The organism is Nostoc sp. C110 (assembly GCF_043099725.1).
Taxonomy (GTDB): domain Bacteria; phylum Cyanobacteriota; class Cyanobacteriia; order Cyanobacteriales; family Nostocaceae; genus Nostoc; species Nostoc muscorum_A.
Genome location: NZ_CP171148.1, coordinates 6,930,311 through 6,945,266 on the forward strand (window position 1 = coordinate 6,930,311; position 14,956 = coordinate 6,945,266).

14 protein-coding genes are annotated in these 14,956 nt (G+C 43.7%); 4 read left to right on the forward strand and 10 right to left on the reverse strand.

Features of this window, described 5'->3' with window-relative positions; genetic code table 11:
- Positions 1–15 precede the first annotated feature (15 nt).
- From ACFFRD_RS34745 to ACFFRD_RS34780, 8 genes are all read right to left on the reverse strand, one after another.
- Positions 16–678 carry a hypothetical protein gene (locus ACFFRD_RS34745; protein WP_012410006.1) on the reverse strand — a complete coding sequence of 221 codons (663 nt, stop codon included), beginning with the start codon at positions 676–678 and terminating at the stop codon, positions 16–18.
- A 40-nt stretch (positions 679–718) separates the two neighbouring features.
- Positions 719–1,216 carry a DUF29 domain-containing protein gene (locus ACFFRD_RS34750; RefSeq protein WP_392480439.1) on the reverse strand — a complete coding sequence of 166 codons (498 nt, stop codon included), beginning with the start codon at positions 1,214–1,216 and terminating at the stop codon, positions 719–721.
- Positions 1,217–1,346: 130 nt separating this feature from the next.
- Entirely contained in the window at positions 1,347–2,021 is a 675-nt protein-coding gene (locus ACFFRD_RS34755; protein WP_392480441.1) for a DNA-processing protein DprA, read from the reverse strand.
- Complete coding sequence (locus ACFFRD_RS34760; RefSeq protein WP_392480442.1) at positions 1,985–2,182, reverse strand: hypothetical protein; 198 nt, start codon at positions 2,180–2,182, stop codon at positions 1,985–1,987. The genes ACFFRD_RS34755 and ACFFRD_RS34760 overlap by 37 nt, the downstream gene beginning before the upstream one ends.
- 251 nt (positions 2,183–2,433) lie before the next feature.
- On the reverse strand, positions 2,434–3,723 hold the full coding sequence (locus tag ACFFRD_RS34765; protein ID WP_392480443.1) for a Glu/Leu/Phe/Val dehydrogenase: 1,290 nt from the start codon (positions 3,721–3,723) through the stop codon (positions 2,434–2,436).
- A 138-nt stretch (positions 3,724–3,861) separates the two neighbouring features.
- Positions 3,862–5,010, reverse strand: coding sequence for a beta-ketoacyl-ACP synthase (locus tag ACFFRD_RS34770; protein ID WP_392480445.1), 1,149 nt, complete (start codon positions 5,008–5,010; stop codon positions 3,862–3,864).
- Between the two features lie 64 nt (positions 5,011–5,074).
- Positions 5,075–5,860, reverse strand: coding sequence for a peptidylprolyl isomerase (locus ACFFRD_RS34775; RefSeq protein ID WP_392480447.1), 786 nt, complete (start codon positions 5,858–5,860; stop codon positions 5,075–5,077).
- A 164-nt stretch (positions 5,861–6,024) separates the two neighbouring features.
- Positions 6,025–6,594 carry a photosystem I assembly protein Ycf4 gene (locus tag ACFFRD_RS34780; protein WP_114081711.1) on the reverse strand — a complete coding sequence of 190 codons (570 nt, stop codon included), beginning with the start codon at positions 6,592–6,594 and terminating at the stop codon, positions 6,025–6,027.
- A gap of 679 nt (positions 6,595–7,273) precedes the next feature.
- Between ACFFRD_RS34780 and psbD the strand changes: the two genes are divergently transcribed.
- From psbD to ACFFRD_RS34800, 4 genes are all read left to right on the forward strand, one after another.
- On the forward strand, positions 7,274–8,329 hold the full coding sequence (psbD, locus tag ACFFRD_RS34785) for a photosystem II D2 protein (photosystem q(a) protein) (RefSeq protein ID WP_012409998.1): 1,056 nt from the start codon (positions 7,274–7,276) through the stop codon (positions 8,327–8,329).
- Positions 8,313–9,704 (forward strand): photosystem II reaction center protein CP43, encoded by a 1,392-nt coding sequence (gene psbC / locus ACFFRD_RS34790; protein WP_114081127.1) that lies wholly within the window; start codon positions 8,313–8,315, stop codon positions 9,702–9,704. The genes psbD and psbC overlap by 17 nt, the downstream gene beginning before the upstream one ends.
- Positions 9,705–9,830: 126 nt before the next feature.
- Entirely contained in the window at positions 9,831–10,016 is a 186-nt protein-coding gene (locus ACFFRD_RS34795) for a PCP reductase family protein (protein WP_190934553.1), read from the forward strand.
- Between the two features lie 21 nt (positions 10,017–10,037).
- Positions 10,038–10,682 (forward strand): Uma2 family endonuclease, encoded by a 645-nt coding sequence (locus ACFFRD_RS34800; protein WP_392480448.1) that lies wholly within the window; start codon positions 10,038–10,040, stop codon positions 10,680–10,682.
- 64 nt (positions 10,683–10,746) lie between these two features.
- On the opposite strand, the gene ACFFRD_RS34805 is transcribed toward ACFFRD_RS34800, so the two are convergent.
- Both ACFFRD_RS34805 and ACFFRD_RS34810 read right to left on the reverse strand, forming a co-directional pair.
- A complete protein-coding gene (locus ACFFRD_RS34805) occupies positions 10,747–11,574 on the reverse strand; it encodes an SWIM zinc finger family protein (protein WP_392480449.1) in 828 nt (275 codons plus the stop codon).
- Between the two features lie 96 nt (positions 11,575–11,670).
- Entirely contained in the window at positions 11,671–14,949 is a 3,279-nt protein-coding gene (locus tag ACFFRD_RS34810) for a DEAD/DEAH box helicase (protein ID WP_392480451.1), read from the reverse strand.
- Between the last annotated feature and the right edge of the window lie 7 nt (positions 14,950–14,956).

The window sequence follows — 14,956 nt, forward strand, 5'->3', positions numbered from 1 at the left end:
TTGACAAACATCCACTTAGCCTTTGTGCAATTTTCTGATTTCTGCTTGCACATCGATCGCAATTTGCAATGATTGATTTAGCAGTTGAGCATATTCGCCTGCTTGACTACTAACTTGTAAAGCTTGCAGACTGGCTAAATTATTCACAAATAACTCTTGGTTATTAGCAAGCAATTTTTTATTATCTCGCAAAATTCGTTCCGTTTTCAGAGCGCGGACTAAATCTTCTCTAATTAGTTGTAAGGCTGCGGTGACTTTATCTCGGTCATGGATACTGCTTTCTACGTTTCCTGATGCTGCCAATTGGTCATTAATATCGATGGCAGCAACCAGGTCATGATATTTATCAACTTCGTCTAAAAGTATTGTCAGTCCTTCAGGACAGGTCAATTGTCGCCATAGCCATCGCCCCACTAATATCGGCATTGGCACTAAAATTAGTAAAAGAATTCCTAGTCGAATCGAAGAACCAATAGTTGGCAGAATAATAAACGCATAAACAAAACCCACAATTATGGGCGTTAGCGCCAGCGTCACCAACATTTCATTGATAAAAAACCCTAATCGCTTTTTGCCATCTCGCAGAACAGAAGGTCGAAAAACGTCTTCTGGATCGAATCCAGTCAAACGTCTTAGTTCCCCCTTACTAATTTCCAAGCCTATTAAGTCCGGCTGCACGGCTGCATACTCCTATGGAAACCCAAGTTGCGTATTCATTTTAATCGGGTTTACCGTAATGATTATGGTTATATTCAGGAAACCAGTTTTCATCTAAGATTTGTTCTAAAGAGCCAATGGGTACAGTAGGAAATATGTCAATGGTAAGTTGAGAGCGATCGCTTGCTTCTTTTCTTGCGTCTTGATAACATTCATCAAATATTTCTAAAATGTAAGGTTTCAAACTAGGACTATCTTTCAGAGCTTTTTTAATTTCTCTACGAAAAGTCCTGATTTCTCCTTTCCAATGTCCTTGATTACGTTCTCGTTCTTCATCCCAACACTTGAGTTTTAGTAGATGTTCAAGAAGCTTAATTAATAAACTTTCAATTGCTCGCTTCTCCCTTCTGCCCATAGTTTCTAATTCTTCTAACAAATTCTCCAAATCAACAGCAGAAAATTGCCCAGCGCGAAGTTGATTTATAGTTGTCCTCAGCCACAGATAATAATCTTCGTCGTATAAGGTTTGAGTTATTGATTGAATTATTGGTTTCACCATACACTAGCCAAATTCTTAGTATTTTTTTAATTTAGCTCAATTGAGCTTATACCTAAAATTGCTTGTAATCTCTGACTCTAGCTCAATAGTTTTACCTTCACGAAAAGAAAACTTCCCCCCTGTGACACCATCATAATAAAGAAAGTTGAGTTGTTGATTGATTGATTACATAAGTGACTGGTCTGTTAATTTTTCTCACCATACCTTGATTCACAGCCTTATTTAACCAATCCTGCATTTGAGATAGTCTAACATTCAAACATTCCGCCAAAGATTTTGCATCCTTCGGTTGCTGTAAATGATTCAAGATGATAGGTAAAACAGCTTGATAAATATCTTGTGAGTGAATATCCGAAACAGTCTCTTGAGGTATTTTTTCTACAGTTTGTACTGGTTCAATCGAAGAAGCCGCTTTTACTAAAAGTTCCCTCAATGAATCATTCCAAGGTTCAGTCGGAAAAGGTTTTGCACCCTGATTGTGTAATTGCTGATTACCTTCTGATATCGCCCCATCTAATCGGACAAAAACTGGGATATCTTGGAGTCGGGAAAGCGCTTCCACTGCACCTGCCCAAGTACCACCTTTATCAAAAGATGAACTGACTACCAAGGCATAATCTGCTAAAGCATAAATATATTTGTTTCGCCCCATCGCATTACCAGTGTTGAAACCAGCTTCGGGGTCATAACTAGAAACCAAAGTAAGTCTACCCTCTTTAATACTAGAGCGATACTTGCTATTCACTGCTGCCTTAGTCAAACTATCCGCTAGTACACCGACAGATGTACCTCCTGCATCCAACATAGAACAACGAGTAAACGCGAGTTTTGCTGGAGTAATTCTTCAATAGCTTCCCATTGTCCAGGGCGAAAGTTGGCTGTTGAATTATCCAGTGCTTGACGCAGAAGCAATAATCCCTGTTTGCGGAGGTCTGTTGCCATATATACTAAGTATTTGCTTTTCATTTCTGTTGTAACATCAAAGACAAGCAAAACTTAGCTTTGTTTAGGACTCACACTACTTCTTTGTGAGGCTGCACTAAATTTGTGGGAATCTTCAACTACACCAAGTGTATGATTGTCATATCGAAGACATTTATTATTAGTGATTTTGTAGCGATCGCCCAACAAAAAAAGGCAGACAAATCACTTGCGGTTGAAGTGAAATTACTGCCAATAATGTTCTATTCTGTCCCGTGAGCGACTAAGTATAAAATTTAAGGATAAAGACCTCTGTCAGTTAGGGCCTGGGAAACTCTACCCACCCCTAAAGTGTAAGCTGCTAATCTTAAAGAAATTTGCCGCTTATTAGACTGCTGAATCACCTTGCGGTAGGCTTGCACCATCAAATGCTCCATTTCGCGGTTAACTCGCTCCTCATCCCAAAATACGTAAGAAAGACCCTGTACCCACTCCAAATAGCTAACTACCACACCGCCGGCATTCGCTAAGATGTCTGGTAGTACTATCACACCCCGTTCCTCTAGAGACAAGCTAGCCTCAAGAGTGAGTGGCCCATTAGCTGCTTCTGCGACAATGTGCGCTTGCACCTGATTCACATTTTCTTCAGTGATCTGGTTTTCTAAAGCTGCTGGTATTAAGACATCGCAGGGTAAAGCTAATAAATCTGCATTGCTAATTGGTACAGATTGGGGGAAACCTACAATACTCTTGCGGTTTTCAGCAGCGTAGATTTTCAACGCGGGAATATCAAGACCAACTTCGGAAAATATTCCCCCAGAACCTGTTGAAACAGCGATAATTTTCGCGCCTGCTTCATATAGTAATTCAGCAGCAGCACCACCTACATTACCAAAACCCTGAATTGCTACTCGCACTCCTGCCAAGGATTTACCTTGATCTGCCAGCGCCTCACGCACAGTAATCATCACGCCACGTCCGGTTGCCATTTCGCGTCCCAATGAACCACCAATGGAAAGCGGTTTCCCAGTCACAACCCCTGGTACAGCATTACCGACATTCACAGAGTAAGTGTCCATCATCCAAGCCATCTCACGGGCTGAAGTACCCATATCTGGCGCAGGAATATCTACAGAAGGCCCAATATCTTTAATTAACTCGCTGATATAACGGCGGCTGATTCGCTCTAATTCGCCAACACTGTAGCGTTTTGGATCTATGGCAATGCCACCCTTACCACCACCATAAGGAATACCCAACAATGCACATTTCCAGGTCATCAGCATTGCCAAAGCCGATACTTCGCGCAATGTCACAGCCGGATGATAACGAATTCCACCTTTGTAGGGGCCTAAGACATCGCAGTGCTGTACCCGGTGTCCAGCGAGAACCTGTATTTCCCCGTCATCTAGTTTCACGGGAATGGAAACTGTGACAACCTTACGCGGGTGGCTGAGGATTTCCAGCAAACCTTGATTTAAATTTAATTCTTTAGCTGCCGCTTCTAAGTAACTACAGGCTTGGTCAAATGGGCATATATGCGCTGGAGAAGCAGGTTCTAGCGGTAGTAGTGATTTTGAAATCATAAAATTTTCTCCTAATCACGGTATCTTTACGAACCGGATATCATTCTGTAACTAGCTTATCCTTTTTTTGAGAAAAATAGGAATTTTGTAGTTTTTGTTACAGTTTTATATTTTATATTGTGATGTAGGTACAAAGTACTAGGGGAACTTAGCTAACGCGATCGCTACATTCTGTCCACCAAAGCCAAAACTCAAACATAAAACCTGCCTAATTTTACTTAGACGTGTTGCTGTAACGATTTCTAAATCAAATTCTGGCTGCTGCAATCCTACACAAGGCGGTAATATTTGATGCTTTAATGCCATGAGAGAAAAAGCTACGCCTAATGCTCCTGATGCTCCTAATGTATGACCTGTGCTTCCCTTGGTTGAACTAACTGCCACGCCTTGGGGAAACAAACGATGAATTACCATACTCTCCATCTGGTCATTTAGCTGGGTTGCTGTGCCATGAGCATGAATGTAATCAATATCGCTTGGTGTCAGACAACTACGTTCTAGACATTGTTTGATAGCTGCGATCGCACTTTTACCTTCAGGTTCCGGTGAATTACTATGATATGCGTCGTTAGTTAAGCCGAAACCGAGAATTTCACCATACACTTTTGCTTGTCGCTGTTTTGCCAACTCTGCGGATTCTAAGACAAACACGGCTGCACCTTCGCCCAAAACTAAGCCTTCTCGCTGCAAATCAAAGGGATAAGCCCCAGTTTTCGCCAAAGCACCCATCTGCTGAAATCCAGCTAAAGTTAGGGGTGTAATCGGTGCTTCCACTGCGCCTGCGATCGCCTGTTGGCATTGCCCAGTTTGGATAAGCAAAGCTGCTTGGGCGATAGACCAAATTCCAGTTGCACAAGCTGCCATCGGTGCCAAAACCATACCTGTTGCACCGATTTGTCTTGCAGCTGCGATCGCATTGATATGAGGTAATATATCTAACCAATTTCCAAAATCAGAAACGGGCAAATTTTCCGCATCTTTATACATTTGCCGCGCCAACATCTCCCAAGATGCTTGATAAGAGCGGCTCGATCCAATGACGACAGCACAATCAGCTAAAGGTGCAACTAACCCAGCATCTCGCAAAGCAGAAGTAACAACCATTTGAGTTAACATTGCCAACTCAGATGGTTGTTGAGCAATCAAACCTAGAGGAAGTGGTTTTATTTCTGGAAATGGCTGATATAACCTAATTCCAGATTTACCTGCTAGCAAATTTTGCCAGCTATCCTCTAAACTTCCACCCAAGGCGGAAACTAGACCAATACCAGTGACAAGAACTTTCACTAAATTTAGGAGTTAGGAGTTAAAAGTTAGGAGTTAGTAATTATTCTCCCCTGCTCTCTTCCTCTTACTGTCCTGGTGTTTTCAGATTTTCAGCCCCTTGGGTGACTTTAGCAGAGTCAATGCGATCGCCTTGCTGAATTTTGTTCACTACATCCAAGCCTTGAGTGACATTGCCAAACACGGCGTAGTTACCATCCAAGAAGGCTAGATCCGCCAAAGCAAAGTAAAACTGAGCAGAAGCCGAATCTGGTGCTTGCGATCGCGCCATCGCTACTGCACCCTGTTTATGGGGCAATACGACGGGTTGAGCAGTAGCATCAAATGGTTTGTTGTAAAGCGGAGTATCCGAACCTTTCGGTTTAACTTCTAAAGGTATATAGCGAGCATTTCCCGTTTTTGGGTCAATATAGCTACCGGTTCCCAGCTGATCTGCTGGAACTTTCGGGTCTTTGCTTTGGGGATCGCCCCCTTGAACTACAAACGGTTGTGGTTCGCGTACAACTCGATGGAAAGCTAAACCATCGTAAACGCCCTTTTGAACTAAATCTACGAAGTTACCAGCTGTAATGGGGGCATTAGTGCCGTCTACTTCGATAGTAATGGGCGAACCTTTAACCGTCATTACCACAGTCGCCTTACCTTCAAGACGTGGTAAACCTGCGATTCCAGGAATACTCTCACTACTAGTTTGAGATACAGATGTTGCTTCAGTAGTCGTCTGGGTAGTCGAGGTAGCTGTCGAGGTTGGAGAAGAGGTATTAGAAGCTACCTGCTGTGTTGAACATCCTCCAAGCATCACAGCACTGATAAGCACAAAAGAAAGCAAAAATTGTGAAATTTTTAACCGCATTGCAAGTTACTGATTTAACCACAGTATCTTATCGTTTCAAGAGGGAATGGGGAATGGGGAATGGGGAATGGGGAAAAGTTACAGTAAGTCTTTCCCCTCTGCACCTCTGCCCCCCCGCACCTCTGCCTCCTGTGCCCATGCTCTATGCCCTATGCCCAATCTACTTAAAGCCCTTCTAACGATACTCCCAAAAAGCGGGCTAACTTCGCACCTTCTGTTTCTAACTCTGTTAAAGATAAGGGTTGTCCAACTCGTGTTAAGGGAATATCTCGCCGCCCCTTAATGCGTAGATAGAGGGCGCGAAGGGGATTAAGACCTTCTTTGACAGCTATTCGCACAGATTGCACATCTTCTATGCGGCTATCAATCTCAATTCGGCGATTTTTGCCGGGAAAACCCCAACGGAAGATTTTGATTGTGCCAGTTTCCTGATTAAATTCGTTGTAGCCACCACCCACATCCAATAAAATCACTAGCCATAGGTATGTGGCTAATAGCAAGCCAGCAGCACCATATAACCCCATCACCAATCCTTGGGGGACAAATACTAGTTGAGTTGGATCGGAAACTATGAGTAAATTAACTTTTAAGTAGCTGGATATCCCAGCCAGTAAAAAGCCGCTTGCTCCCAAGGTAACAATAGTTGCCCACCAGTAGTTACTGAACCGACGAGAACCGAGAACATTTTGATGCAGGAGGCGATCGCCTTTGTTAATCGTTGTTGATGTCGTCATTGAACTACAATTGCCTGTGAGATACTCGCTGTGAAATACTCGCACACTGAATGCTACTAGACAGAACTTGACTAAATTGAAGGCTAGTCATTCAACTAAAGAACACTTTAGAGGGTCTGCTGCTTGCTTATTTTACCAAACATTGTTGACAAAAACTCAGCTGCGCTCCTGCCTCCTGCGACCCATATAATTTATTTGTGAGGGGAAATTATATGATTTCTTTACTCACTGGCGGATAAAAATTCTTTCTTCCCTTCCCCTGCCTCTTTTTGACCTCTTGGGAATGAGTTACCTACCTACGTCCATCTAGACTAAATTTTCTTACATTTCTGAGAAAAGTTGTGTCAAATTGTAAAATTTCTGATATTCATATTATTTATAAGGTTCGTGTTTCATGCCTGATTTGCTTCTGTGTGTCAGGCAAAAACCCTGAGTAGTGTGATAAGTTAAGAATCATTAAGTTACCACAAGCTAGATTACTAGCCGATGGTACGTGTAATGGCATAAAGAAAGAGAAATACTGATTTCACAGGTCAGCAACTTCTCAGAATCTCAGTCGCTTTTAAGCTATTGAGATTGTCAAAAAAAACGTTAATTCCTCACGGCAGCCGGTTACATTGGCTCTCCGTATTGCCTTAGAAACGTTGCAATTTTAGTAAAAAAAGAGGATTTTAGTCCGATGACCATCGCAGTTGGACGTGCGCCCAGTAGAGGGTGGTTTGACGTTCTAGACGACTGGCTCAAGCGCGATCGCTTCGTATTCGTAGGTTGGTCAGGGATACTATTGTTCCCCTGCGCCTTCCTAGCACTAGGCGGTTGGCTGACCGGCACCACCTTCGTCACCTCTTGGTATACCCACGGATTAGCCTCCTCATACCTAGAAGGTGCTAACTTCCTCACAGTGGCAGTATCCACCCCCGCCGACAGCATGGGACATTCCCTATTGCTGTTGTGGGGCCCAGAAGCCCAAGGCGACCTCACCCGTTGGTTCCAACTGGGTGGCTTGTGGCCATTCGTTGCCCTACACGGAGCCTTTGGTTTGATTGGCTTCATGTTACGGCAATTTGAAATTGCGCGTCTAGTAGGAATCCGTCCTTATAACGCCCTCGCCTTCTCAGCTCCCATTGCAGTATTCGTCAGCGTATTCCTGATGTACCCCTTGGGACAATCAAGCTGGTTCTTTGCTCCCAGCTTTGGCGTAGCGGCAATTTTCCGGTTCCTGCTATTCCTGCAAGGCTTCCACAACTGGACACTCAACCCCTTCCACATGATGGGTGTTGCTGGTGTATTGGGTGGTGCATTATTGTGCGCCATTCACGGAGCCACGGTAGAAAATACCTTGTTTGAAGACGGTGATGGTGCTAACACCTTCCGCGCCTTCAATCCCACCCAGTCTGAAGAAACCTATTCAATGGTGACAGCAAACCGTTTCTGGTCACAGATTTTCGGGATTGCTTTCTCAAACAAACGCTGGTTGCACTTCTTTATGTTGTTCGTGCCAGTCACAGGTTTGTGGATGAGTGCCGTCGGCATCGTCGGTTTAGCACTCAACCTGCGAGCTTATGATTTCGTCTCCCAAGAATTACGGGCGGCGGAAGACCCTGAGTTTGAAACCTTCTATACCAAAAACATTTTGCTGAACGAGGGTATCCGCGCTTGGATGGCTCCTCAAGATCAACCCCACGAACAATTTGTATTCCCTGAGGAGGTATTACCACGTGGTAACGCTCTCTAATAGACCAAATATATTAGGCGGCACTGGACGCGACCAAGAATCTACTGGCTTTGCCTGGTGGTCTGGTAATGCGCGTTTAATCAATCTATCTGGCAAACTCCTGGGCGCTCACGTTGCCCATGCTGGCTTGATTGTATTCTGGGCAGGAGCGATGACTTTATTTGAAGTCGCTCACTTCGTTCCGGAAAAACCCATGTACGAACAGGGCTTGATCCTGTTACCTCACCTCGCTACCCAGGGTTGGGGCGTTGGTGCTGGTGGTGAAGTTATCGACACCTTCCCCTACTTTGTTGTAGGTGTACTCCACCTAATTTCCTCAGCCGTCCTTGGCTTTGGCGGTATCTATCACGCCGTTCGTGGTCCAGAAACCTTAGAAGAATACTCTTCTTTCTTTGGTTACGACTGGAAAGACAAGAACAAGATGACCAACATCATCGGCTTCCACCTGATTATTTTGGGATGCGGTGCCTTGCTGTTGGTTCTAAAAGCAATGTTCTTCGGTGGTTTGTATGACACTTGGGCACCAGGTGGTGGTGACGTTCGTGTTATTACCAATCCAACATTGAACCCAGCAGTTATCTTCGGTTATGTAATCAAGTCTCCCTTCGGTGGCGAAGGCTGGATTGTTAGCGTTGATAACTTGGAAGATGTGGTCGGTGGTCACATTTGGATTGCCTTTATCTGTATTGCTGGCGGCGTTTTCCACATTCTTACCAAGCCTTTTGCTTGGTCACGTCGTGCATCCATCTGGTCTGGTGAGGCTTACCTTTCCTACAGCTTGGGCGCTCTTTCACTGATGGGCTTTATTGCCTCCATCTTTGTTTGGTTCAACAACACCGTTTATCCCAGCGAATTCTTTGGCCCTACTGGTCCAGAAGCTTCTCAAGCTCAGGCTTTGACCTTCTTGATTCGTGACCAACGCTTGGGTGCTAACGTCGGTTCTGCCCAAGGCCCCACAGGTCTAGGTAAATACCTGATGCGCTCTCCAACTGGTGAAATCATCTTCGGTGGTGAAACCATGCGTTTCTGGGATTTCCGTGGCCCTTGGTTGGAGCCTCTACGTGGTCCCAATGGTCTTGACCTGGAAAAAATCAAGAACGATATTCAGCCTTGGCAAGCTCGTCGCGCTGCTGAATACATGACCCACGCTCCTCTGGGTTCTTTGAACTCCGTGGGTGGTGTGGCTACCGAGATTAACTCGTTCAACTATGTATCTCCTCGCGCTTGGTTGGCGACTTCTCACTTCGTACTAGGATTCTTCTTCCTAGTTGGTCACTTGTGGCATGCTGGTCGCGCACGGGCTGCGGCTGGTGGTTTTGAGAAAGGAATTAACCGTGATACTGAGCCAGTGATGTTCATGGACGACCTAGATTAGGTTGTAAAGTTTATTTCATCACTGACAACTAAATAATTTAAAAGCTCTTGCGTAAAAGCAAGGGCTTTTTTTATAGGAAAATTAGTAATCTATTGATCTGAACGACTTACCAAGGTTATTAATACCATGAGCGATTCCAATTTTATTGATGCTTTACGATGGACATCTGAAGCTAAGGAAAAGTTACAAAATATTCCCTTTTTTGTCCGCTCTCAAGCTAAAGCCAGAATTGAACAACTAGCCCGTGAAGCAGGACAAGAGCTTGTTACCGCTGATTTGGTAGAACAGGCTAGGCTTGAGTTTGGACAATAAAACATTCTGGAGGTCGTAACAATGACAGTCGCCAAAAATCGAGCAGACCGAGTAATGCTTTATGACATTAGCTGGGAACAGTTTGAAAATCTTCTAAAAGACTTGGGAGAGCATCGGGCAGCAAGGTTAGCTTACGATCGCACCACTTTGGAAATTATGACACCTTTACCAGAACACGAACATTACAAAGAGGTAATAGGCGATTTGGTTAAAGAAATCGCTGATGTACTGGATTTAGACTATGAAAGTTATGGCTCGACTACTTGGAAGCGAGAAAGCCGAATGGCAGGGGTAGAGTCAGATAACTGCTTCTATTTCCAGAATGAAGCTGTGATTCGGGGTAGATTGGATCTGGATTTGAGACAAGACCCACCGCCTGATTTGGCACTGGAAATTGATGTTACCAGTAAATCTCTAAATCGTTTTCCCATTTATGCCCGCTTGGGAGTACCAGAACTTTGGTGTTATGATTCCGGTGAACTCAAGATTTATCTCCTACAAAATGGGGAATATGTCGAGTCAGAGAAGAGTCTGGTGTTTCCTACTTTAGTAATTCGGGACTTGCCGAAACTGATTGAGCAAAATCGGGCAAATGGCAGACGGGCAATTCGTCAGGCGGTGCGGGAATGGGTGAAGATTGAACTACCCAATCAACCTAATTCATAATTACGAATTACGTTAGCGTAGCGGGGCGTAGCCCATTATGAATTACGAATTAGTATCAACTTCCTCACACATTCATTGCTGCTAAAAAAGCCTTCTGGCTCACATCTCTGTAAATTGTATTCAAATACTTCATTACCACATCACTTGAAGTTGAACTTACTGCGTTTTCCTCTTCTTTCGCTAGGGGGATTGCTCCTAATACATCTAATACCATCTCATTAGTGGAAGGCGCAATCACTACCAAGGATGACTCTAGTGGCTCATTGTATTGCCAGAAAGAATCAATTTTTACCGAGTATTTGTTATTAGGAATTGACTGTTGAATATCGGGCGTTTCTGTAGTATTGGGTTGAATCTTAGCGCTACGTAAGTGACGTAAATCGCTGATAATTTGCTCTTTGGTGCGTCCGCGCAACTGAAATAGTACAAAGGGGTCTTCACTGAAGCGATCGCCTAACTGATAGTACAGCGCACCAATGTGTTTACAGGGATTTGCTTTATCAGGACAAGAGCATTTACTCTGGACATCACCAAGGGTAAATGGAAATATCGAAAGACCATTAGCTGTGAATACTTCTTCTATATTTTGTGGCATTTCTCCTGCTAGTAGCTTGGCAGCAAAAATTGCCCTTTGGGACATGGTTTCAATTACATAACCCCACTGTTCATCACTAAAGGCTTCAAGGCAAAGGGAAACTTTATAAGGTTCTACTTCACTACCTTGTACTCTAGCCAATACTTTTGCGCCTTTAAATTCGATGCTCAAAACATTTCCTTGACGAGCATAGTTTCTTGCACGTTCTAAACGTTTTTTAAAGCGATAGGAATCTAGTAAGTCTAACCATTGTTGCGACCACCATTCTCGGCTTGCTTGTAATGTGTAATTAGTCATAAGTCAATTTAAAAACTTAGTAGTCTGCTATATCAGTGTGAGTTCGTAGTGAGCGCTTTAGCACTCAAATCAAGGACTAAAGTCCTTACTACGAACTTATTCTGCATCATCGTCAATTACTGCACTGCGATCGAGTATTAGTAAGTTGCGAAGTTGGTCTGTATCCAGTTCAGTCAACCATTCTTCACCAGCACCCACAACTTGTTCAGCCAATTGTTTTTTACTTTCAATCATGTCATGAATTTTTTCTTCTAAAGTGCCAGTACAAACAAATTTATGTACTTGCACATTCCGGGTTTGACCAATCCGAAATACTCTATCTGTAGCTTGATTTTCCACGGCTGGATTCCACCATCTATCAAAGTGGAATACATGATTTGCTCTTGTTAAATTTAGTCCAACACCACCGGCTTTTAGAGAAAGAATCATAATCGGTGGCCCTTGCGGGTCGTGTTGGAAACGGTCGATCATTTCCTCTCGTTGCTTTTTGCTGGTGCTGCCATATAAAAAGAATATTTCTCGCCCAAGCTGTTTTTCTAAATAGGGTTTAAGTAACTTACCCCACTCAGCAAATTGTGTGAAAATTAAAGCGCGATCGCTTTCTGCTAAAACTTCTTCTAACATTTCTTCTAGCCGCAGAAGTTTAGCTGAATTATGTTGCTCTAATGTCGCTTGTTTCAAGTATTGTGCTGGGTGATTGCAGATTTGTTTGAGTTTGATTAGTAAAGCCAAAATCATCCCCCGACGTTGCAGTCCCTCAGCAGATTCTATTTCTACTAAAGATTGTTCTACAACTTGTTGATAAAGTGCAGCTTGTTCACCAGTCAGACCGCAAAATACGGTCATTTCTTGCTTATCTGGTAAGTCTTGAATGATGTCGCGATCGCTTTTCAATCGCCGCAATATAAATGGTTGCACTAATGAACGTAATTGAGTCAAAGAAGCGGTATCACCATACTTTTCAATCGGCATGGCAAACCGACGCTGGAAAAATTGCTTATTGCCTAAATACCCAGGATTAAGAAAATCCAAAATAGACCATAGTTCTTGCAGTCTATTTTCTACTGGTGTCCCCGTCAATGCAATACGAAATGTCGCTTCTAATTCCCGCACTGCTTTTGACTGCTTCGCCTCTGGGTTTTTCACATTCTGGGCTTCGTCTAAAACAATTATCTGCCAGGAGACACTTTGCAATGACTTGATATCTCGATGAAGAAGCGAGTAACTAGTAACGATTAAATCGTGCTTTTTCACTGCTTCTAAAAACGCTTTTCCTTTTGGGCGTTTGTCACCGTGATATTGCAAAATTTTCAGACTTGGTGCAAATTTATTGACTTCCCTTTCCCAATTGCCTAAAACCGAAGTTGGACAAACTAGCAGTGTTGGATTTTCTAGCGCATCTTGTTCTTTCAAGTGCAGCAGAAAAGCAATGAACTGCACGGTTTTTCCGAGTCCCATATCGTCGGCGAGACACGCACCCAAACCCCAGCGTTCTAAGAAGGACAGCCAAGCAGCACCTCGTTCTTGATAAGGTCGCAACTGTCCTTTAAAGCCTGTTGGTGTGGGTAAAGGTGCGATCGCTTGATTATTGCTTAATGCCCCAATTAACTCTTGCAATGCCCCGGATGCCTCGAAGCTGACCACTGGTAATTTTTCAATTACCTGGGTATCTCCTGTACTGAAACGCAAGGCATCTTCCAAGGAAAGGGCCATTTGGTCTTTGCGAGTGGTAAAAAATGTTTGGGCTGTTTTGATATCTTGGGGTCGCAATTCTACCCATTCACCGTTAATTTCCACTAGCGGACTATTTAAAGCCACAAGTTTATCAAACTCAGCTTTAGAAATAGTTTGTCCACCAATTGCCAATTGCCATTGGAAGTTTAGTAGACTTTGCAACCCCAAACGTCCCTGCTTTTTCTTTGGGGTTTCGGCTGAAATTTTCAAACCCAAACGGTTCGCCCATCCTTCGCGGTTAGCCAAACTAGGAGGCAAAATGACTCCTAAACCACTGTCTTCTAACCTCCAAGCTACAGCTTTGATAAACTCATAAGCTTGCATGGGGCTGATCCGAGAAGATTGGGGATATTCGGTTTCAAAACTGGGTGCGATCGCTGGATATAATCGAGAAGCTAGCCCCAAACCTCGCAAAAAGGTTTCCTGTGGTTGCTCAATTGTCCGATTTTCATAAACCAATCGTTCAACTGGATTGTTCCAAATAGTTGCCGCATCCACCAAAAACTCAGGATCATCAGCTGCTTGCAGAAAATACGCCAATGTCCAATCTGTTTCACCAGACTCTGGAGAACGCAGTTGAAAACAGGTACGAAATAGAGTTTTAAGAGTTAATTGGTACTGTAGCGGCATCGTCCAAGCCTTCAGTGCCGCTTCCAGTCGTTCCACTTCAATTGAATCTGCGTTAACTGTATGAGATGCACTAGTTAAAGCTTGCAACCACTGTCGCACCCCACCGGGTAAAGATGCCATCGCCTTAGCTTCCATTGGAGGCTGAGAACCTACCATCCCTCGCACTTGCGTATCTATCGTACTGTTGAGAAATCCCAAAAGTAATTCTTGAGGTTCGGCTGGAAAGTCTACATATATTAGGCATTCGGCATGGTTATTTTTCTTGTCCCCTTGTCCCCTTGTCTCCTTGTCCTCCTTGTCTCCCCCATCTCCCTGATAAGTCCGACAAACCAACGGCATATCCGCAGAAAATTTTTCTAGGCGAGTTCCATCTACAGCACTGTCTAGAAGTACTTGCCATTTAGCAGCAAATGCACCGTCTGATTGCCGTTCAATTCTTGGTAAAAACTTACACCGCGAGATTAAATCTAAACTCCATCGGGAAACTTGCGACCAAAAACGTAAATCTCCTCCTAAAAAAGCATCTTCACCTTTTGCAGCATTTAGGGGAATAGCAGCGAGAAATTTTACTGCTTCGCTGGGGTTGAGACAAAAACCTTCAACTCGCCACGGTTGCAAATATTGCGGAGAGTCTGTTTCTAGCGCCAAGCTGGCAGAATGTACAGGGAAAATTGCAGATGTTCCTTCTGCACTCTCTTCGGGAATATAAGTTGGTAAGGCAATTATTTGTGAATGCGTTGGTAAATTTATCTCAGTGGCACTGGCGGCTTTACGTGTTCGCCCAGTAGTAGCATTCGCAACTTGGGGTTGCTGGATAAAGTTAGTAATCGCCATCTTCTGGGAAACCAACCACTCACTCAACTCCACTGATGTCATTGCCAATGGATTTAGTGGGATATCTCCAGATCCATTAGACTCGAAATTAACTCGTGGCGATCGCCAAGTTTCTCCCCAAATAAATAAACAACCCTTTTGACTTTTTAGTAACCAATTACCGTGTAAAATCGCCATTTGCTAA